Source organism: Bacteroides sp. MSB163, assembly GCF_036416795.1.
GTDB classification, from domain to species: domain Bacteria; phylum Bacteroidota; class Bacteroidia; order Bacteroidales; family Bacteroidaceae; genus Bacteroides; species Bacteroides maternus.
Window position 1 is genome coordinate 1,754,149 of record NZ_CP143867.1, and the last position, 21,760, is coordinate 1,775,908.

Annotated in this window: 16 protein-coding genes and 1 pseudogene; 3 read left to right on the forward strand and 14 right to left on the reverse strand. The window is 46.6% G+C overall.

What is annotated here, in order from left to right; all coding sequences use genetic code 11:
- Window positions 1–37: 37 nt before the first annotated feature.
- Window positions 38–3,382, reverse strand: coding sequence for a DUF2723 domain-containing protein (locus VYM24_RS06055; RefSeq protein WP_330941748.1), 3,345 nt, complete (start codon window positions 3,380–3,382; stop codon window positions 38–40).
- Window positions 3,383–3,625: 243 nt separating this feature from the next.
- Between VYM24_RS06055 and VYM24_RS06060 the strand changes: the two genes are divergently transcribed.
- Complete coding sequence (locus VYM24_RS06060; RefSeq protein WP_299094361.1) at window positions 3,626–4,474, forward strand: DNA-directed RNA polymerase subunit alpha C-terminal domain-containing protein; 849 nt, start codon at window positions 3,626–3,628, stop codon at window positions 4,472–4,474.
- A 235-nt stretch (window positions 4,475–4,709) separates the two neighbouring features.
- Here VYM24_RS06060 and VYM24_RS06065 read toward each other — a convergent pair whose 3' ends face one another.
- The 10 genes and pseudogenes from VYM24_RS06065 to epsC form a co-directional block, all read right to left on the reverse strand.
- Window positions 4,710–5,516, reverse strand: coding sequence for a metal ABC transporter ATP-binding protein (locus VYM24_RS06065; protein WP_291553415.1), 807 nt, complete (start codon window positions 5,514–5,516; stop codon window positions 4,710–4,712).
- 23 nt (window positions 5,517–5,539) lie between these two features.
- Window positions 5,540–6,472 carry a metal ABC transporter solute-binding protein, Zn/Mn family gene (locus tag VYM24_RS06070; protein ID WP_330941749.1) on the reverse strand — a complete coding sequence of 311 codons (933 nt, stop codon included), beginning with the start codon at window positions 6,470–6,472 and terminating at the stop codon, window positions 5,540–5,542.
- A 34-nt stretch (window positions 6,473–6,506) separates the two neighbouring features.
- Window positions 6,507–7,160 carry a tRNA (5-methylaminomethyl-2-thiouridine)(34)-methyltransferase MnmC2 gene (mnmC2, locus tag VYM24_RS06075; protein WP_330941750.1) on the reverse strand — a complete coding sequence of 218 codons (654 nt, stop codon included), beginning with the start codon at window positions 7,158–7,160 and terminating at the stop codon, window positions 6,507–6,509.
- Between the two features lie 3 nt (window positions 7,161–7,163).
- Complete coding sequence (locus tag VYM24_RS06080; RefSeq protein WP_044262986.1) at window positions 7,164–7,637, reverse strand: YqaA family protein; 474 nt, start codon at window positions 7,635–7,637, stop codon at window positions 7,164–7,166.
- Window positions 7,622–8,623, reverse strand: coding sequence for a hypothetical protein (locus VYM24_RS06085; RefSeq protein WP_330941751.1), 1,002 nt, complete (start codon window positions 8,621–8,623; stop codon window positions 7,622–7,624). Before VYM24_RS06085 ends, VYM24_RS06080 begins: the two co-directional genes overlap by 16 nt.
- Window positions 8,624–8,711: 88 nt before the next feature.
- Entirely contained in the window at window positions 8,712–9,986 is a 1,275-nt protein-coding gene (purD, locus tag VYM24_RS06090; RefSeq protein ID WP_330941752.1) for a phosphoribosylamine--glycine ligase, read from the reverse strand.
- A gap of 122 nt (window positions 9,987–10,108) precedes the next feature.
- Window positions 10,109–12,322: a S9 family peptidase gene (locus VYM24_RS06095; protein WP_425286652.1), complete on the reverse strand. Its 2,214-nt coding sequence runs from the start codon at window positions 12,320–12,322 to the stop codon at window positions 10,109–10,111.
- 15 nt (window positions 12,323–12,337) lie between these two features.
- Window positions 12,338–12,740: pseudogene (locus VYM24_RS06100) on the reverse strand (ORF6N domain-containing protein).
- A 269-nt stretch (window positions 12,741–13,009) separates the two neighbouring features.
- Window positions 13,010–14,506: a THUMP domain-containing class I SAM-dependent RNA methyltransferase gene (locus tag VYM24_RS06105; RefSeq protein ID WP_224321277.1), complete on the reverse strand. Its 1,497-nt coding sequence runs from the start codon at window positions 14,504–14,506 to the stop codon at window positions 13,010–13,012.
- A gap of 223 nt (window positions 14,507–14,729) precedes the next feature.
- Window positions 14,730–15,629: a serine O-acetyltransferase EpsC gene (gene epsC / locus VYM24_RS06110; RefSeq protein WP_224321278.1), complete on the reverse strand. Its 900-nt coding sequence runs from the start codon at window positions 15,627–15,629 to the stop codon at window positions 14,730–14,732.
- 164 nt (window positions 15,630–15,793) lie between these two features.
- Here epsC and cysK point away from each other — a divergent pair, with 164 nt between their 5' ends.
- On the forward strand, window positions 15,794–16,741 hold the full coding sequence (gene cysK, locus VYM24_RS06115; protein ID WP_217714860.1) for a cysteine synthase A: 948 nt from the start codon (window positions 15,794–15,796) through the stop codon (window positions 16,739–16,741).
- Between the two features lie 348 nt (window positions 16,742–17,089).
- Here cysK and VYM24_RS06120 read toward each other — a convergent pair whose 3' ends face one another.
- The 3 genes from VYM24_RS06120 to VYM24_RS06130 all read right to left on the reverse strand — a co-directional run bounded on the left by VYM24_RS06120 (window position 17,090) and on the right by VYM24_RS06130 (window position 20,586).
- A complete protein-coding gene (locus VYM24_RS06120; RefSeq protein ID WP_330941754.1) occupies window positions 17,090–19,126 on the reverse strand; it encodes an LruC domain-containing protein in 2,037 nt (678 codons plus the stop codon).
- Window positions 19,127–19,430: 304 nt separating this feature from the next.
- Complete coding sequence (locus VYM24_RS06125; protein WP_330941755.1) at window positions 19,431–19,916, reverse strand: pyridoxamine 5'-phosphate oxidase family protein; 486 nt, start codon at window positions 19,914–19,916, stop codon at window positions 19,431–19,433.
- Complete coding sequence (locus VYM24_RS06130; protein WP_044532944.1) at window positions 19,879–20,586, reverse strand: YczE/YyaS/YitT family protein; 708 nt, start codon at window positions 20,584–20,586, stop codon at window positions 19,879–19,881. Before VYM24_RS06130 ends, VYM24_RS06125 begins: the two co-directional genes overlap by 38 nt.
- Before the next feature lie 300 nt (window positions 20,587–20,886).
- Here VYM24_RS06130 and VYM24_RS06135 point away from each other — a divergent pair, with 300 nt between their 5' ends.
- Window positions 20,887–21,699: an AraC family transcriptional regulator gene (locus VYM24_RS06135; protein ID WP_044532943.1), complete on the forward strand. Its 813-nt coding sequence runs from the start codon at window positions 20,887–20,889 to the stop codon at window positions 21,697–21,699.
- Window positions 21,700–21,760: the final 61 nt, after the last annotated feature.

Consider the following 21,760-nt stretch of genomic DNA (forward strand, 5'->3'; position numbering starts at 1 on the left):
CGTTAATCACTTATCACTAACCGCTAATCGCTATTTCTTATTTCATACGGTCAACACACATCTGATACAATTCGTTCAGCTTGCCATCGTATACCGGAGCCAGTTCGGAATTATACTTCTGCATGAGCTTCACTTCTGAACTGAGGATAGGCAGATGATAGTCGACGATTTCACGGCTGGACATGGCAAAACGTTGCTCGTCCAGGCTCAGATACCAGGTGAGGTATTCCACAGCCTTGTCAGCAAGTGCCTTCATGATGTTGTCGGCTTTCTCTGTTTCGCCCAGTTGATAGTAAGCTTCCGCCATTTGCACGGCGCCGTTCTGCCAGTCGTAAGGCACGTTGTAGGCAGGAATCATTTTCTCTGCATAGTCCAATGCTTTCTTGGCCTTGTCATTCTTGCCTTCACGTATCAACTGACCTACGAGTTGTGAGAAGATACGCCGGTGAGAATAGCACATACGCATGGCGTTTTCATCAATATAGATGCCTTCCTTATCGATGCCACCGAACTTGAACTTGTTCATCAGGTTGTCATACATCTTTTCGCTATCCAGTTTGACGCCTGTCTTGTCGGTATCGAACGGAGTGAAGCGATAGGTGAGACCTTCCTGTATGAAGTGATTGCCCATGCCGAGGTGGTTTTCCGTACCTACGCTGACTGCCATGTAGATAGGACGTTCCCAATTGGCTTCTGCCAGCATTTCAAGCATCATCAGCTCGCTCTTATAGAGGGCGCGTTTGCCTTTCAGTGAGATGTGCATGTAATCGGGTATACTGTCGCCCGGTATCATCATGCCGCTACGGCGTACAGCTTCCTTATCTACCTTCATCACAATGCTGTCCGTAGGAATTACTTTGAGATCTTCGTTTTTGCTGCGTACCCAATATTTCAGGATGTTCTGCAATTCGTACGGGTTTTCACCGAACTCTTTTTTCACATTCACCAGAGCTTCCGGGTTGCCGTTCAGTGCCTGTTTTTCAGCTTCGGCATAGAGGGCGTCGATGCTCTTCTTGTAATCGGGCTGTACAGGAATATATTCATTGGTTCCTTCCACGTAATCCATACGATCCCAAGTGATGGGCAATGATGGAGAATCGTAGGCAGGACGCTTCATCTGATCGATATACCAATCCGTCTGCAAGTAACTGAGGTTACAAGTACGTGCATCCGTACGGAATCCTTCTGTTTCCTGGTTGTACCACAAGGGGAATGTATCATTATCACCGTTGGTGAAGATAATCGGATTACCGGTTTCTTGCAGAGACATCAGATAGTTCTGGCCGAAGTCACGTGCCAGGTAACGGTCGCTACGGTCGTGGTCATCCCATGTCTGGCTTGCCATTTGTATGGGAACGAACAGGCAGACAACGGATGCCAGTGTTGCGGCCGGAAGTTCTTTCATCTTGGCGTAGTGTTGCAACAGGCGGATAATGCCTGCCACACCCATACCTATCCAAATGGCAAAGGCGTAGAATGATCCGGCGTAAGCATAGTCACGTTCACGCGGCTGGCTCGGTGTCTGGTTCAGGTAGAGTACAATGGCGATACCCGTCATGAAGAACAGGAAGAATACTATCCAGAACTGCTGAATACCTTTCTGTCCGCGGTATGCCTGCCATAAGAGGCCGATGATGCCGAGCAACAGGGGCAGACAGTAGAAGACGTTGTGTCCCTTGTTGTTTTGCAGCTCCTGCGGCAACAGGCTCTGGTCGCCCACCAGGAAGTTGTCAATGAACGGGATACCTGTGATCCAGTTACCATGTTCTATTTCTCCACTGCCTTGCAGGTCGTTCTGGCGTCCGGCGAAGTTCCACATGAAGTAGCGCCAGTACATCCAGTTGAGCTGGTAGGTGAAGAAGAACTTGATGTTTTCCCATTGTGTGGGCATGTTCACCATCACCATTTGTCCGCACTGATCATAGGGAACGTCTTCCCCCTTAATATCTACCCAGGCTTGATATTCCCTGGCGTGCTGACTGCTGTACATACGCGGGAAAAGCATATTCTGTGCGTATTCGTATTCGATACGTCCGGGGATTTCGATATAGCTGTCCTTTTCATCGGGAGTGGCTTTCTCCTTGCGGATAAATTTGGTTCCGTTGTACGAGATACGCGGTTCGCAATAGCCATCTTTTACATCAAGGGCTACTTTGGAAGAGAATGCCTGTCCGTAGAACAGCGGGCGGGTTCCGTATTGCTCACGACCTAGGTACTCACCCAGCGTGAAGATGTCTTCGGGTGAGTTCTGATCCATGGGTGTATTGGCTGTAGAGCGGATCACGATAATGGCATAGGAAGAATATCCGATGACAATCATCATGGTACACAACAGCGATGTGTTGAGCGTACGTGCGGAAACACGGTATTTCTCTTTCATGCTTGTCTGCATCTTCGGGCTGAGGTAGAAGAACAGGAAAGCAATGACAATAATACCTATAATTACAGCGCTCGTTCCGTGTCCGTAGAAGGGGATACCCAGCAAAGCAATTGTCAGTACGAAGGAGATGGACATGCGCATCTTGTTCTTTTCCGTGTAGCTTTCGTATACCCCCCAGATGATGGAGGCTGCCAATACAATGATGTATACCATTACACCGCTGTTGAAAGCCATTCCCAGTGTGTTCACGAAGAACAGTTCGAACCAGCCGCCTACTTTCACGATACCCGGAACCATGCCGTAGAGCACGACAGCCACCAGAATACCGGAAGCCAGCAATGCCAGCAATGAACCTTTTGCATTTGCATTGGGCACCTTTTTATAATAGTAAACCAGCACGATGGCGGGCAGACAAAGCAAGTTCAGCAAGTGGACACCGATACTGAGTCCCGTGAGGTAAGCGATGAGGATGAGCCAACGGTCGCTGTGCGGTTCGTCCGCCACGTCTTCCCATTTCAGTATCAGCCAGAATACAACGGCGGTGAACAGGGAAGAGAATGCGTAAACTTCACCTTCGACGGCACTGAACCAGAAGGTGTCACTGAATGTATATGCCAGCGCACCCACCAGACCGCTACCCATGATGGTAATCAGTTGTCCGCGGGTAATATTATTTTCATCTGTAACAACAAGTTTGCGCACCAGGTGCGTGATGCTCCAGAACAGGAACAGGATACAAGCGCCACTCATCAGTGCACTCATATAGTTTACCATTTTGGCTACTGTGCTGGGGTCTGAGGCGAATTGTGAGAACAGGTTTGCCACCAGCATGAAGAAAGGTGCTCCGGGCGGGTGTCCTACTTCCAATTTATAGCCGGTAGTGATGAACTCCGGGCAGTCCCAAAAACTTGCAGTCGGTTCTATGGTTATGCAGTAGACCGTGGCTGCAATGATGAAAGTAATCCAACCCACGAGGTTGTTTACGGTTCTGTACTGTTTCATTCGGAAATAATTCGTTATGTTTTTTAAGTTATAACTCTGTATTTTAGCGTATACGGGCGCAAATATAGTGATTTAACCGCTAAAACTATGGCGGCGAAGTGTATTTATTAGGATAGGTTATAAGATATCTTGCATATAATGCCTACTTTTGTATCTTTTTATGTAGTATAAATTAAATTGTTGAAGATGGATAGTGATTCTAATGTATCTGATGTATCTGATGGATTTTCTAACCAGGCAGATATGAGTAGTAAGAGATACTTGTCACGCAGGGATGCTGCGGAAATCTTTGGTGTACACCCCCAAACTATAAAGAATTGGTTGGATAGGGGTGTCTTAAGTGGAAAGGTTTCATGTACATGTACATTGGTAGATGTTCAATCTATTGAAAAGCTTCAATCTGAATTTAGTGATGTTGTAGATATGGAGAAAAGAGTGGGCGCATATCGGACAGAGCTAGAACATTTGGAGAAGGAGTACAAACAGGCGTATGAGGATTTTAGGGATACTATGGAGTTATATGACTATGCGCTGCGGTATAAAGATACAGTCAGATTGATATTTGTAAAGGCCTATCGTGCGCTTTGGCGTGGAAATGATGAGACGACCTTTGATCTTGTTAACGGATTCCTGTCGGGAGTAAGCCTGAAAGAGATTGCAGCCAAGCAAGGGGTTTCGGTTGCAAAGGCATGTAATGCTATTAAAAAAGGTATTAGCCGATTGGTGTATATACGGGAGTATCAATTAATGGCTGCTGAAAACCGAAGGTTGAGGCACGAGAACAAGAGACTTACAACACAAAAAAGGTTGTTGGAATATAAGGTGGAAGAATATCATTTGGATCATAATGATTCAGAACCTATAGATATGGTCCTTGCTACCAGAATTGAGGATTTGAATCTTTCTAGGCGTACTTATGGTGCTTTAAAACGTATGGATATCAAAACTCTTGGCGTACTTGTTGAGTTTGAACGGGAAGATATAGCGAAAATGAGGAATGTGGGATTGAGGAGTATCGGCGAACTTGATGCTTTACTTAATTCAAAAAGGTTACATTGGGGAATGGACGGTGATTGTCTTCGGAAGGTATAATCTGGATATTGTGTAGATGCTACAGAGGAAGGGCGGTTTAAGAGTGAGTATGAAGCATATCAAAATAAAAAAAACTCACTTCGCAGGTGAGGTACGCAACTTTAGGCAATGCGGTTGGAAGAACAAGTCTCTCGCCATATCCTTCACCCTTTGGGTGATGATTCTTATGTAAAGAGAATGACTTTATGGCATTAAAGCAAATAATGCCTTTGATTTAACATAGAATTCATTCATTTCATTCTTCGCAATTGCAGCATCCGCATCCCTCGCCATGTTTATGCTTTGCCAGTATGCGGTGGGGCAGTGCTCCGTGCCCTAATAACTCTATCGGACAATTGAAGTTCCGTTCCAGCCATTCTTCACTTACACCCGTGTCGGGATGATAATCCAGTGTTTCATTCACGCAGGCGATGGACTTCACTTGTTGTAGTACTGTGCCGATGTCATGGCTGACAAGAATGATGGCGCAGTCGTGGTTAATCTCTGCCAGAAGTTCGTAAAGGCGGGCTTCGAAACGCTTGTCAATATATGTACTGGGTTCGTCGAGGACAACGAGTTGAGGGTCGGAGATGATGGCACGTCCCAGTAAAGCACGTTGCAATTGTCCGCCGCTTAGTGCACCGATGGCACGTTCTTCCAATCCTTCCAATCCCATGCGGGTAATCACTTGGCGGGCTTTCTCCCGATGTGATGCGGTGAAGCGGGAAATAAGTGACTTCTGTGAACTGAGACCGGAAAGGATTACTTCTTCCACTGTGATGGGGAATTTGCGGTCGATGCTGTTGTACTGCGGCAGGTAGCCCATCTTCAGTGATGAGCGGTTATCACTCATCACTAACCGTTTGTCACTGTATAATATTTCCCCTCCCGTAGGTTTCAACAGACCGAGTATACATTTGATGAGAGTTGTTTTTCCGCCGCCATTGGGGCCGATGATGCCCAGAAAGTCTCGGTCGTAAACGGTGAGGTTTACGTTGCGTAATACCGTGCGGCTGTCATAGCCGGCACTGAGATTCTTTATTTCAATAAGAGGCGTACCCATTTGTTTACTGCTTGACGATGTCTTTAGTTCTTAACGACCAATTCCTTGGCGATATTCAATATTTCTTCTTCCCAATCGTAAGAAAGCGGATTGATAGGGATTACCTTCGTTCCCGTCTGTTTGGCAATAATCTCCGCATTGCGACGGTCAAATTCAGGTTGGACGAAGATAACGCGGACTTTCTCTTTTTTACAAGTGTCTATCAGACTTTTGAGGTGGGAGGGAGAAGGCTCTTTACCATTTTCTTCGATAGAAATCTGATGCAGGCCGTAGTCGCGGGCAAAGTAGGACAATGCCGGATGATAAATCATGAAAGCACGGTCCGCATTGGGAGTCGACAGCATGTGACAAATAAGGCTATCGGTATGTTCAATCTGGTTGCAGAGACTTTTGTAACGCTCCATATAGACTTCTTCATTGCTTTTGTCGATGGCGCACAGTGCATTTACGATATTTCCGGCAATAATCTGTGCATTATAGGCAGAACTCCAGATGTGCGGTTCCACACCCAAAAGATGCTGATGCTCATCGTCTTGGATGGAATCGTGGGCATGAGGTTCATCGGCATCGTGATGATGATGGGCGTGTGAGGAATCATAAATCAGGTCGATGCCGCGGGAAGTATCGAAGAATTGCAGGTGCGGAGCGTTATCCGTCAGCTTGTCCATCCAGGTTTGTTCAAAACCGATGTAGCCGATCCGGAAGTAGGCTTTGCTCTTGGCAAGATCTACGAGTTGCTGGGGGGTAGGATCGTAGGTTTCCGGACTACTCCCTTTGGGAACCATGCTGATAACGTTGAAGTTATCGCCTGCAATGGCTTCGGTGAAATAGCGTAATGGCTCAATAGTGACGGTGATGACGGGTTTATCGCCTTCACTCTTATTATTCTGGACGTTGCTATTCTTGCAGGATGCGGCGAGCAAGGCAGCGAGGATGTACAGGAATGTTCGTTTCATTATTATATTTATGGTTTTTATAATTGATTACTCTTTATGGTTTCTCTTTCGTTGCTCTCAGTATCTCCCGCTTTCCCCCCGGAGGTCCCGGAAGGCGCTCCACACGGAAGCCCACTGCTTGCAACATACGGCGGATGACACCTTTGGCGCAATACGTCGTCAATATTCCCCCTGTATTCATATAAACGTAAAGAGAGCGAAATAATTGCTCGTTCCACATTTCTGGTTGCTTTTCAGGGGCGAAAGCATCGAAGTAAACGACGGAGGGGGAAAATGAAGAATTAATCACTGTATTCGCATCTCCTTTTATCTTCCGCAGAGTGAAGTGCGGGGATATTTTTACGTCTTCTTCCCACGGGGCGGTGTGTAGCTGCTCGAATAGCGGGTTATTGCTATATCCTAGTGCATTGACTTCTTCCCACGCAAGGGGATAGAGCTCGATACCGATATAATGTACGGGACGCGCATCCTGTTCGGCAGCTTCCAGTGTGAGCAAGGCATTCAGTCCGGTGCCGAAGCCTATCTCAAGAACGTGCGGTTGCGGTGCGGCAGAGGCTTTCAGACCCATGTCGATAAAGATATGCTGCGATTCTGTACGCGCCCCTTTCACCGAATGATAATGTTCATCCAGTTCGGGCACAAACAGTGTTGCGCTTCCATCTTCCGTACGTTCTATAATTCGTTTCATAACTTAAAACATAGATATTACTCCCTGCAATGCCAGCAGCATCACGGCATACCGTATCAGCTTTCCGGCAAACATGGACGAAGTAGTCAGCCATACATTGCTGCGCATGAAACCCAATGCAATGGCAATTACTTCGCCCACAAAGGGCAGGAATGCGAAAAAGCCCATCAATGCTCCTTTACCTTGAAGGAAAGTCTGCATCTTGTCTACTTTTTCTTTTTTTACTTTGAAATATTTCTCTATCCAGACTACGTTACCCAGGCGCCCCATGTAGTAGCACGTCATACCGCCAATCGTATTACCCAACGTGGCGAAGAATACACACATCACCGGACTGAGCCCTACCTTTACCAGTGCTATCATCACCAGTTCCGAACTGAACGGAACGATGCTTCCTGCCAGTAAGGCGGAGATAAATAAACCGAGATAGCCCCAGTCTATCAAGAGTTGAACCAATGAGTCTACAAAAGCATCCATACGTTAAATCCGAATAAGAGTATAAGCCCGACAAGGGCACAAATGAAAAACACATTAGAAGCCCGACTGTTCGTCAGTACCACGAAATGTCCTGTCAGGATGCTGACGCCTATCAGCAGCAAGGGTAGGAGGTGAAACGTTTGTGCCGGTTGCAACAGGATATAAACGAAGATGCAGAACGTTAGGAAAATAAGGAAATGCAGATAGCTGCGGGTACGTATCTTATCTTCGTAACCTGCCACTAGGCAGTGAACGGAGCTTATTATGAACAACAGGAACAAATAGCCCAATGTAGCGATTTCCCATAATGGGAAGTTCCATAAAGTAATGGGATGGAACGTCACCAGTTCGATGAACGGCTGATAGAATAATTCTATTTCACCATAGAAGTAGGCATGTCCAAACAAGAACCAATAGGGTAACGTCCAACCGATCAGACCTCCGAAAAAGCTCTTAGGAGTGAGTGCCTGGAAACTGTATGCGCTGATCCAGAAAAGGGGAATGAACAATGTCAGTTGCGGGAAGAACAGACTGCCCGCCCCGATAAACAGGAGCGAGTAGAACATAGTGCCCGCCGGACGTGGATGTTGATAGCCCTTGAACAGGAAGAACAAAGATATCAGAAACGCTATCGAGGCAATGTCTCCGGCATATAACTGGTGCATGACAGGACAGACAGATATCAGCAGGAAGTAAATGGCTGTCTGTACGGATGCCCGCATACGGATAATGGCGAAGGTGTTGTTTAGCTCTATCAGGAAGTAACCGATTATACCGTAAAGCAGAAAGCTTAGGGGCGCACTTGCCCATGTCGGAATCCAATCGTTGTAGTTGGTTTCCCACAATGGGTAATTGCTTTTCATCACTGGAATCTCGGGTAATAAGATGGAAGTCAGTACCCAGCAGAACAGTGATAGAAAGATAGCAGCGGGGAGGGTGAAGCGCCCCGCTGTAATCCGGTTCTGTAATCGTTTACTTCGTATCATATAAATGAAGAATTGAGAATGAAGAATGAAGAATTAGGCTGCGCGGTATGCCGCAGGGAGATTCTTCATTCATCATTCTTCATTAAACTTAGAGATCAAATCCGATGTCGCGGCGGAAGTACTTCTTGTCGAAGTCAATCATATCCGCTACTTTGTAGCTCTTGGCAAGGGCTTCTTCCTTGGTCGCACCATAAGAACATACGGCTATCACACGGCCACCGGCGGTCACTATGTTTCCGTCCTTCATTGCGGTTCCGGCGTGGAAGAGGATGCTGTCCGTGGCTGCAGCAGCTTCAAAACCGGTCATTACCTTGCCTTTTTCGTAAGCTTCGGGATAACCGCCGCTGACGAGCATGACGCAGGCGGCTGTGCGCGGGTCCATCACCAGAGTCTTGGTGTCGAGGTTCACGTCGCGTACACCTTCCAGCAGTTCGGCGAAGTCGCTTTGTATGCGCAGCATGACGCTTTCTGTTTCCGGGTCGCCCATGCGGACGTTGTATTCTATCACCATCGGTTCGCCTTTCACCCGGATGAGTCCGAGGAAGATGAAGCCTTTGTAGAGGATTCTTTCTTCTTGCAGTCCGTTGATGGTGGGCTCGATGATGCGGGTGCGTACTTTTTCCATGAACTCTTCGTCAGCAAAAGGAACGGGGGTGACGCTTCCCATGCCGCCGGTGTTCAGGCCTTTGTCGCCTTCGCCGATGCGCTTGTAATCCTTGGCTACGGGCAGCACTTTGTAGTGCTTACTGTCTGTCAGCACGAACACGGAGCACTCGATGCCGCTAAGGAATTCTTCGATAACCACCGTGGCACTGGCCTGGCCGAACATGCCGCCAAGCATTTCTTTCAGTTCCTTCTTGGCCTCTTCGAGGGTGGGGAGGATGAGCACGCCTTTTCCGGCACAGAGGCCGTCGGCTTTCAGCACGTAGGGGGCTTCGAGGCTTTCGAGGAAGGCGAGGCCTTCTTCGAGGTTATCGGCAGTGATGCTCTTGTAGCGGGCGGTGGGGATGCCGTGACGTTCCATGAATCCTTTGGCAAACTCTTTGCTGCCTTCCAGTTGGGCACCTTTGGCGGTGGGACCGATGATGGCGATATGTTGTGTGGGGGCGTCTTCGGTGAAGCTGTCGTAGATACCTTCTACCAACGGGTCTTCGGGACCTACCACAATCATGTCTATGTTTTGTTCCAAGGCGAAGGACTTCAAGGCGGGGAAATCGGTTGCCTTGATGGCTACGTTCTCGCCTACCGCACTGGTACCGGCATTACCGGGGGCGATAAAAAGTTTCTCTACTTTCGGGCTTTGGGCAATCTTCCATGCCAGGGCGTGCTCGCGACCGCCGCTTCCTAATAATAATATTTTCATCTTTACTATTTCTTATTAATTACTATTTCTATTTTGTTTGCTAAGCAATAATTTAATGAAGAATGAGGAATGAAGAATTTGGCTGCGCTATGCAAGCATGCCGCAAGGTAATTCTTCATTCTTCATTCTTCATTCCTCATTAAGTTATCTTCAAAATACCGTGTTATCTTCTCATGCAGATGCACGCGGTCACGTCCCAGGACGTTGTGCTTATGGCCGGGATAGATGAACAGGTCGGGATACGTGCGGGCATCTACACAGGCCTTTATGAACGAGAGCGTGTGTTGCGGCACACAGGTATCGTCATGGTCGTCGTGAATCAACAGAAGATGTCCTTTCAGGTTGCCGGCAAGGTTTTTCAGATTACCATTCTTATAACCTTCCGGATTGCTCTGCGGCGTATCCATATATCTTTCTCCATACATGATTTCATAATAGCTCCAGTCGATGACCGGGCCGCCTGCAACGCCTACCTTGAATATCTCCGGGTAGCGGAGCATCAGTGCCGTGGTCATATGTCCGCCGAAACTCCAGCCGTGTACGCCGATGCGGTCAGCGTCCACATAAGGCAGGGCTTTCAGGAATTCGGCGCCTTTCACCTGGTCTTTTCCCTCTTCGATGCCGAGGTTGCGGAAGGTGACATTCTCAAATTCCAGTCCGCGGTTTTCGCTGCCGCGATTGTCGAGGGTGAACATGATATAACCTTTGCCTGCCATGTAGATGTCCCATCCGCGGGCGCTGTTCTGCCAGCCGTTGGTGACCATCTGTGCGTGCGGACCTCCGTAGACGTAGATGATGGCGGGATATTTCTTTGCCGGGTCGAAGTCTGCGGGTTTCACGAGGCGGTAGTAAAGGTCGGTCACGCCGTCGGCTGCCTTGATGGTGCCTGTTTCGATGCTGGGCATGGTGAAGCCTTCGAATGGGTCTTTGGCTGTCAGCAGGTTGATGCTTTTGCCGTTTTGAGTGGACATGAGGTTGATGCTACGCGGCACTTCGGGGCTGGACCAGGTGTCGATGAGGTAGCTGCCGCTGGCACTCAGTGTCCCGCGATGTACGCCCTTGCTGTTGTCCAGCGGGGTAATCTTTCCGTTGTTCACGTTCACTTTGTATAGGTTGCTTTGCAGGGGCGACTCTTTGGTGGCGGTGAAGATGATTTCTTTCTTCTTCTCATCAAAGCCGAGCACATCTTGCACAAGCCAGTTGCCGGAAGTGAGTTGTTTCATCCAGGTACGTTCCGTATAGGTACTTCCTGCCGTAGTGTTTTTTTTGTAGACATCTGATTTGACATCTATATCAAATAGGTACAGATGATTGTATCCGTCGCGCTGGCTTTGGTAAATGAACTTGCCATTGTCCCAGGGCAGGAAGATAATGGGATGCTGAGGCTCCACATACTTGGGATGTTCTTCTTCGTAGCAGCAACATATTCGTTCGCCTGTCTCGGCGTTGTACTGCCAAAGTTGGGCATGGTTCTGGTCGCGGTTCAACTCAATAAGGTAGAGGCTTTGGGCATCCGGTGCCCAACTGATATTGGTGAAGTAACGATCCGTGGGGTCGCCCGCATTCAGATAGATGGTCTTCTGCGTTTCGGGGTTGTAGATGCCTATGGTTACCTTGTGGCTCGTCATGCCTGCCATCGGGTAGCGGACGTTGTTCAGTTCGCCTACCCGTGCGGTGATGTCTACCAACGGATATTGCGTCACCATGCTTTCGTCCATCCGGTAGAAGGCGAGCAGGTCACCTTTCGGGCTCCAGTAAGTTCCTTTGCTGATGCCGAACTCGTTGCGGTGTACGCTTTGTCCGCATACGATACCGTCGGGTTCGCTGGTTACGACGGTGCCGTTCACGAAAAGGTTATTTTTGATGGTGTAGGCCACGTTACCACTTGCGATATGGTAATCTTTGTTGGCGCTCTCTTTCGGGAAATCCCGTTGGCTGATAATCTTGTCCGTTTCCCAGTCGTAGACGGCGTAGCTTCCGGGCAGACTGATGAGTATCTGCGTTTTGTCCGCCCAAGGCAGGCTTACTTGACTCAGATGTCTCAGTTTGCCCAGCTTTTCCTGTTCCAGAGCCCGGTTGATTTTCTCGCGCGTCACGAGCAGAGTTTCTTTTCCGTTTTTGGGGTTTATTGCCAGCAAGGAGTCTATTCCGGGCTTGATGCACGTGTCTCCCCACCATTGCACTCCATAGAGGTTTTCAGCAAAGCGATAGGTTTCTCCGCCGGGAAGCAAATCTTCCAGCGTCGGTTTCTTTGAATCTTGTGCCATAATGTTTGTTGCAAAGAGAGTGGGTAATGCCAGTAGTGCTATTCCCATCCATTTACCGATTATCTTCATGTTCATAGTCATTTATTATTCATTCTCTTTTCTGAATCCTTTTACTTCTACTCTGCCCCAAGGAGAGCTTTTCACTTGTACCGCAGCACTCAATTTTGCGAAAGCAGAGAAAAGATCATCGAATTGTTTCTCGTAACTGTCTCTGTCGGAAGTGATGTCTTCTTCCAGGTATTCAATACGTTTTCTTAGTTCTTCAAGCTCTTGCTTCGGAGCATGAGAGAGAAGATATTGCCGCATGTGGATGAAGGCACGCATGATGTTGATGTTGACTTCGATGGCTTTGGGGCTCCGGAGGATGCCGGAAAGCATGGCGACGCCTCGTTTCTATCTCATACATCTCCGCCAAATCAAAGTCCAGCATCACTTTCTGTCCTCTGATTTCGTATATCTTATTCTCTATGATGACTAAATCGTTCATTTGAGTATATGTTTTTAAGGTGCCAATTTGGAACCTTATACTGTCTTTCAATAGGCTATCTTCTACTTCCCTGACCTGAACCCCTGATTTGGAATATCAAGCTGATACTTGTAACTAATCTCTTTTATGTCTTGTCAGTTTGAGGTCACAATTTGTGACCTCAAACTGTTTTTCAATAAGTTAGCTTCTGTGTCTTGACGTAGAAGTCAATATTTAGAACCATATTTCCTATTAACCTGTCGCAAATTGCGATAAGTTCCATACTTCTTTTATTCCTCTTCCCTTTTTCTCGGCTTGAACTCTCTCTTCGGCTTAAACTCACCGCTTCCTCCCGGACGGCGTTCCCTGTCAAACGGTTTCCGTTCTCTGTCTCCATCCTTGCGGAATTCTCTCGGCTTGAACTCACCTCTGGGCTTATCTTCTCTCGAACCGAACTCACGGGGTTTGCTGTCTCTTGGTCTGAACTCCCTCGGTCTGTCATCTCTCGATTTGAACTCACCCGGTTTGCGCGGTTCTCTCGGTTTGAAATCCCGTCCTTCTCTCGGTTTAAATTCTCTCGATTCTCTTGACTTGAAGCCGGATTCTTTTCTGTCTTCTCCTTCTTCGTCCTCACCTTCCTGTTTCTTGAATTCCTTATATTTACCGTCGAAAATCTCGTATTTACGGAATTCACATTCCAGTGCACCGTTGAACAGAGGTATTTTGGCAGTCGGTTTCAGTCCTATCTGGTCGAAGCACTCTTCACGATAAGAGAGCACCCATGCCGTGTTTCCGGTGAAAGCGTGTTTCAGACGCTCGCCTATCATCTGGTACAGTCCCAGCAGATTATTGGTAGAAATACGTTCCCCATAAGGCGGGTTGGTGATAATCATGGACTTTTCCGCTGGCTGTTCAAACTGCTGGAAGGGCTGCAACTTCAAGACAATGTCTTTCGATACACCTGCTGCCTTGATGTTGTGCGTTGCTATTTCGTTGGCCTGCGGATTATTGTCGTATCCGTATATCTTATGTGTAAACTCACATTCCTGACTGTCGTCGTTGTAAATCGTATCGAATAAATCCTGGTCGAAATCATTCCACTTCTCAAAAGCAAATTCCTTACGGAATACTCCCGGAGCAATGTTACGTGCAATCAGTGCCGCCTCAATGGGGATGGTACCCGAACCACACATCGGATCAATCAAGTCACATTCTCCTTTCCAGCCCGTCATGAGGATCATTCCGGCAGCCAGAACTTCGTTCAACGGAGCCTCTACCGCTTCCTGGCGATAACCGCGGCGGTGTAGTGACTCACCCGATGAGTCGAGCGAAAGCGTACACGTGGTTTGTGCAATGTGTATATTCAGCAGTACATCCGGGCGGTTGATTCGTACGGACGGACGTTTGTTGAATTTCTCGCGGAAATAATCTACAATGGCATCTTTTACTTTATAAGATACAAACTTAGAGTGACGGAATTCTTCGCTGAACACAACGGCATCTACAGCAAATGTTTTCTCCACATTCAGGATGTTTTCCCAGCTGATAGCTTTGATTTGTTCATAGACTTCATCAGCATCTTTGGCAGTGAAGTTCTTGATCGGTTTCAGGATACGGATTGCTGTGCGCAAGCAGAAGTTTGCCTTGTACATCATTTCCTTGTCTCCACTGAAAGACACCATGCGTCGGCCTATTTCTATGTCGTTTGCCCCTAATGCAGTCAGTTCTTGTGCTAATACTTCTTCCAGACCTTGAAAGGTCTTGGCAATCATTTGAAAGGATTCCATCTGTTTATTATTGATTTTACGATTTACAATTTTACGGTTGAAGCTGCTGTAACTTCTTCTGTATCTATTGTTTCTATTGATGATTACTATTCTCTTAATATCCCTTTTACGGAACACTTGTACTTCTCGGATGTAACGCTTGTGTCTCTCTTCCGAAACACTTGTGTTGCTCAGCCGGAACGCTTGTGTCCCTCAACCGGGGCGCTTGCTTGCTGACTGCCGGTTACTTTTTGGCTTTAGTCTGTACAATTCTTGCTCCAGCCGGAACGTCTTCCGTCACCCAGATATTACCGCCTACCGTGGCGCCCTGTCCGATAGTGATACGTCCTAAAATGGTGGCATTGGAATAGACGATGACATTGTCTTCCAGTATCGGGTGGCGTGGGATGCCCTTGATCGGTTTACCGTCCGCATCCAATGGAAAGCTCTTGGCACCCAGAGTTACGCCTTGATACAACTTCACGTTATTTCCGATGACGCACGTCTCCCCAATTACAACACCCGTTCCGTGGTCTATGGTGAAGTGGCTACCGATGGCGGCACCCGGGTGAATATCGATTCCTGTTTCGCTGTGGGCCATTTCAGTGATGATACGCGGAATAAGGGGCACATCGAGTTTCAGTAACTCATGCGCAATGCGGTAATTGCTGATGGCACGTATGGCGGGATAACAACTGATTACTTCTCCGAAACTGTGTGCTGCCGGATCTCCATTGTAGGCGGCTGCCACATCAGTGGCCAGTACACGGCGCATTCCCGGCAAATTGCTGATGAATTTAGCGGCAATCAGTGCCGCTTCTTCACGCTGAAGTTCAGTGCAGCAGGTACATTCTCCGTTTCCGGTGAAGCAAAGACCTGCAAGCACCTGACCGGTCAGCAAGTCGAACAAGCGTTCGATGTTTACGCCGATGTGATATTTGATGGTGCGGCTGTTGACTGTGGAGTTACCAAAATAACCGGGGAAGAGGATGGCACGCGATAGCTCTACAATATCTTGCAGTGCCCTAGCCGAAGGCAATGGAGTGCCGTCCGTGTGCTGATGAAACAGTCCTTTGTAAGATGAGCTTTCCGATAGTTCATCGACTGCCTGTGTCAAAATGTGAGTAAAGTTCAATGGACTCATTGGGATATCCTTTTTATAATAAGGTGGGTACAAAGGTAATTATTCTCAGCGAAAATCCCTCATTTATAGTATGAAAATCCCACAAATATGGTATTTCCTATGAACCGTTAACCCTCTATCTTTGTCATTTAGAAAGAAGAGTATAATTTAAAACCCAATATGTTATGAAAAAGATAGCAAAACAGCTCACGGATCTGGTGGGCAACACTCCCCTGATGGAACTGAGTAATTACAATAAATCAAAGGGGCTGAAAGCCCGTCTGATCGTGAAACTGGAGTCATTTAATCCTGCCGGAAGCGTGAAAGATCGTGTGGCACTGGCAATGATTGAAGATGCCGAGACTTCCGGTTTGTTGAAACCCGGAGCGACTATCATAGAACCTACCAGTGGAAACACCGGAATAGGACTTGCATTTGTAGCCGCTTCAAAAGGTTATAAGTTGATTCTCACTATGCCCGATACCATGAGCGTTGAGCGTCGCAACTTACTGAAAGCCCTGGGTGCCGAATTGGTACTTACGCCCGGTGCCAATGGTATGAAAGGGGCTATTGCCCGTGCTGAAGAACTGAAAGCTGCTACACCCGGTGCGGTGATTCTTCAGCAGTTTGACAACCCCGCAAATCCTGCCATGCACGAACGTACTACAGGACAGGAGATCTGGCGGGATACGGAAGGTCATGTTGATATTTTTGTAGCTGGTGTAGGGACTGGCGGAACGGTAAGTGGAGTAGGTGTCGCCTTGAAAAAACATAATCCGGATGTAAAGGTGGTAGCGGTAGAGCCGACCGACTCTCCTGTACTTTCGGGAGGTGCTCCGGGAGCACATAAGATACAAGGTATCGGTGCCGGTTTTGTTCCCAAGAACTACAATCCAGCAGTGGTTGATGGAATATTGCAGGTAACAAATGACGATGCTATCCGTACAGGACGCGAGTTGGCTCAGAAAGAAGGCCTGCTGGTAGGTATATCTTCCGGGGCGGCAGTCAGTGCAGCCACTCGTCTGGCACTTCTTCCGGAGAATGAGGGGAAAACAATTGTTGCATTATTGCCGGATACAGGCGAACGGTATCTCTCAACGTTGCTATATGCATTTGATGAATACCCGCTGTAGAATATAACTTAATTTAAGGTTCGCAGGCAGAAATATGTTCATTCCTGTGCAGTTGAGCTATATTCCCATTAGGACTGAACTGGTGTCCCACTACGGCTAATCTTAGTGGGACACCAAGTACACTATCACACAGGAAGTTATGTTCTTCAGTTTACTCCTATATAATGCATATCGGTATAGAAATGAGGTAAATGATTTTAGCCTATGTATTCAATCTCTTAGACGCAGATGACACGGATTTAAAGGCTGCGCTGTCACATCAATAAATAAAAAATCTGCGTCATCCGTGTCATCCGCGTCTAAAAAATAAATCAGCACTTCATTCAAAACCGTATAGAAATAAACATATCATTCCTTGTGATTGTACCAGTCTTCATATCCGGTTTCTCCTTTTACCCATTTGGTGAATCCCGGATATTCTCCTTCCGAACCGATTGTTTTTGTTTCTGTTACCGGAACGAAGTTGTGTATCGGGATATCCATAGCAAACGGATATTTCCCGTCACGATGGATGTAGTAGGCGTCGTCATGTGTGTAGTTCAGACTCTTGTCGGCATAGTCTGTGGGCATTTGCTTAGGCAGATGCACTTCCTGACGGTTGTTTGCTCCCGGCTTGTAGTGTACTATGATATACGGATTATAGGCTTTGAGGTCCTGTTTGTTCAGGCTGCCGCTAAAAGTGCGGGTTACTATGAATTTTTGCTTTTGTACCTCTTTGGCATTCGGGAACACTACAATGGACTGTATTTCTGGTTCATATACAGCGCCCTCAGGTAATGCTAATTGTCCAACCTGGGCGGCATTAATTTGATATGCAAAGGCATTCAGGAATTGGGCGCCATCCCATACAGGAGTAAATGTATCTTTTATTTCTGTCACGACGTTGTTTTTGTCGAAGGTCACAGTACGGGAATATTCAATAATTACATCATTCATGTCATAATCTCCGCCGCTGGGCCAGATGTCTTCAAAAAGTAAGGTTCCTGCGTGAAGTTCGGTAACTGGCTTATCGTCAACAGGCGGAATCACAGGGCGTTCGGGATCGTAGATAGATCCTTTGGGATCTGCTTCAATGTAGAATAGCATATCTTCGTAACTCTTATCTGTTCCGTCCTCTATACCGTATATTACGCGCTCGGTTTCGGAGTCCGTAATGGCGACAAAACTGGATTTTCCATTGCTGTTCCATGCCTGATTAGAGTAAATATACCCCAGATTGCTCATGTATCCCGGTGTCAGGTTCACATCGTTCGGGGTATGATCTTTGCCATAACCGTTGCCATAGCCATTGGATATCAGGAAATATCCGATTGTATAACCGGCTGGAAACTTATCCGTAATTGTTCCGTCTTCTTTTTCAAACAGTAACTTTACTTTGTTTCCTAATGCCAGAGGTGCGTCCAGTCTTCTGTAGAGCCACTGTGGGCTGGTGTTTGCGGCTGGCGAAGCATATTTTTCATTCTCATTGTTCAGCATGACGAAAGGTACATTTCCTGCAGTTGATGCGTTCGGAAAAATGATGAACTTCTTGATAGCGTCCGGGGATATGGGTACTTCTCCCTGTGGGTAATAATAATATCCGATGGTATTCTGATTCCAGGCATTTTCTTCCATGAAAGTGAAATAGATAGCTGCTTCTGTAATGGTAGAAGTCGTTCCATTTTCATTCTTGGCATATTGTGCAATGGTAGTATTTATGTGTGTCACATCTGTAATGAATTTACTATTATCCATTGTGGTGTTATTGGGACGTTCATCTTGTCCGTTCCAGAAGGTGCGTTGTATTTTCTTAATCCAGCTTGCATCCAGCCCGGCGTTCAGTAAATAATCCGTTGGAGCTGTAATGCAACTATGTTCACCCCATTGGCAAAGCGAATACATCTTTTGTCCTTGATCTACCACGTAGACAGGACCCTTACCTGAACTTACCGAACGGGTTCCAAGTGCTGTGATTCCTCGGGTTTCCGTGTAAGTATAGTTGACGCTTCCATTCTCCACTTTTAGGGTTTCACAGATGGGGAGCCCCCAGTTGTTGGGGCAGAGATACAAGGTTGTGGCATCTTTAGGTAAAGTCATTTTGCAGCTTTGACGTCCGGATTTATCTGCATAAATTTTGAATTTAGCTTCAATATCACGCTTCGTATAAGAGCCGTTCTCCGATACTTCATACGGAAACTCAGTGTAGATTTCAATCAATGCATAGGCTCCCAGCGAGCCGAGGTCTACATTCAGGTCTACATCCGCACGTGTAGTGAAATCAAAGTACTCTTCTGCTGTTTTTGTACTGTTCTTCCCGCTGTTAGGGTTGTACACATCATCTACGCAACTTGTCATCCACAGGGTTGCACTAAAAAGGACAAAGGTTTTAAAAGTGGTTTTTCTCATAATACATAATGTATAGTTGTTATTAGACGCCCCAAATCTAAGTACAATATAGATTAGCATTATTAGTAAATGAGTAGAATCTGCAAGTTTTTCTCCGCAACCGTTTGCGATAATCCTCTCATTTACATAGATATAGTGAGAGGGACATAATTAGAGTTGCATTTGATGATATATTACTGAGGGGAGGTGTGGTTTCTTTGTTTTTTTAGGGCTACACCCTTTTAGCGAAAGGGTGTAGCTATTTGTAGTAAAGGGTGTAGCTATCCGGGGGAAAGGGTGTAGCCATCCTGAAATGGCTTTATAACTACTCTGAGGTGGCCTCGCTGGGTCGTAGTCCGAAGGATCTGCAAGTCATTTTGTCTATTTTTACTTCCCAAACCTTTACGTTGCGCACGGCAGGTTCGCTGTATTTGAATTCATCGCTTGTATATTGCCGCATGATTATATCAAGCACTTCTCTTTTTTCGTCCATATCTTCGATGAAACGGACGTTTCCGTGGCACATCACGCTGCGCGACTTCATGCTGTAGCTGCATGCCACCTGCCGGTGCATATACACCAGTTCGTGTCCTTCGCAGAAAGTGATACAGACTTGCGGATGCCGTTTCACCATTGCCACTTTGCCGCCTTCGGGGCCGGAGTGCAGGTAGATTACTCCATCCCGGTAAGCGAAGTTCATGGGAATTACGTAGGGATTCCCCTTTAGGTCGGTGATGCCAACCATGCAGTAGGGGCATTTGCGAATGATTGCTTCAATTTCCGTCAGTTCGGTGATTGCAATTGTCTTCATAGGGCTGAATGGGTGTTTTATTCGGTGCAAAGGTAATCATTTTATTGACAAACCCCAGCCGTCTGTTGAAGAAGCGTGCGAAAAGTCCTACGATCAATGCGGCAATGATTGTACCTTCGCGTACACCTTCTATGGTGCCTGCTAATAGGAGCGATGCGGCACAAGCCAGGAGTGCCAACGTTGTATCAAAGCCGATTTTTGTGATTCCGAACTCTTTCCCTGTGCGCAGAGTGATGGCTTTCACAAAGGCTTCTCCGGATAGCATTACTACATTGGCAATTACCTCCATACTTACTCCCAGGCCAAGTATCGCACAGCCAGCTATCAGTGATAGAATCTGCGAGGCATAGCCCGCAGGAGTGAATCCTTCCAGCAAAGCCATCGAGCAATCTATGAAGAAACTGAAGAGTATTGCTACGGGAATTTGTAGAAACTGCTCTTTTCTGAAGTTCCTTTTCAGAAGCCATATTTGTCCGGCTATCAGCACGGCATTCAGCAGAAGCGTGAATTGTCCCAGTGTGACGGGAAATTTTAAACTCAGTGTGTAAGGAAGGCTCGATATAGGCGAGGAACCCAGATTTGCTTTAATAATTAAACTAATACCGAACGCATTTACAAATAAGCCCGCGATGAAAAACAGATACCGGGTTGTTAATTCTCTTTTTGCCATATTACAATCTTTTTTCTTAAGTTCACAACAGACGGGTTATAAATCAGCTACAGACTACGAGCTACAAGTGCCTTTCGGAATATAGCGCAGCTACTTGTAGCTTGTAGCCGGTAGCTCGTAACTAATACTTATATATCCAATCTTTGATGAGCAAATAACCGAAATTATTAACCGCTGCAAAGTTACGGCTTCTATTGCCTGTCTCACGGTTCAAAAATCGAAGCGAATTGTTCAAAAAGTGGGATTATTTTGTTCATAAGCTACTTTAAGAGTATATTTGTACTTCAAAAATAGAACTTTATGAGTGAGGAATACCTGTTTCATACCCGGCAGAAATTCGACTTGTTTTCTTATCCTTATCGGATGGAGAGAGGAGAATTGCTGTTTTGTCTGCAAGGAGGAGTACAGCTTTACATTAACCAGCAGAAGTATGCTTTAGTTGCCGGAAGTGTAATACTTGTTTTCCCTGAACAGATTACGTTTTATAAAGATGCTACAGATGATCTTGAACTGGCCGTTTTTGCTTTTTCCGCACAGTTTCGACATGAGATTTTCTATTCGTTGCCTTCGGATAAGGTATCCTTCATGCGTGAGCATAATTATAGTTCATTCCGAGACGAAGAGTGGGATGGGATATGCAATCATTATCTTAAACTTCTGCAACAGAAATCTGTGGACAGTGATAATATATATCAGCGTGAGCTGGTGATTTACTGTTGTCGGATGTTGTTTTATGAGATCTGTAATCAGTCGGAGCGTCTTTATCGGCAAAAGAAGCCGAATTATTTGCGTTGGCGGTTGAAGGACCGCTTTATTGCGTTAGTGATAGAGTCGTTCAGGGAACAGCGTTCGGTAGATTATTATGCGGATAAACTTTGTGTCACTACGCGGCATCTGAGTAAGACGATTCAGCAAACGGTGGGATGCACAGCGAAAGAATGGATAGACGATTACGTGATACTTGAGCTTAAAGTGACACTTCACTCTACAGCACTTTCCATACAGGAGATAGCTAATCAGTTTAATTTCCCTGATCAATCCTATCTGGGGAGATACTTCAAGCATCATACAGGAATGTCGCCCACGGCTTACAGGGAGAATTATGGTGTATAGGAGAACGAAAATTCAGGCACGGATTACGCGGATTACACGGATTTCTTTCATTAATCAACAA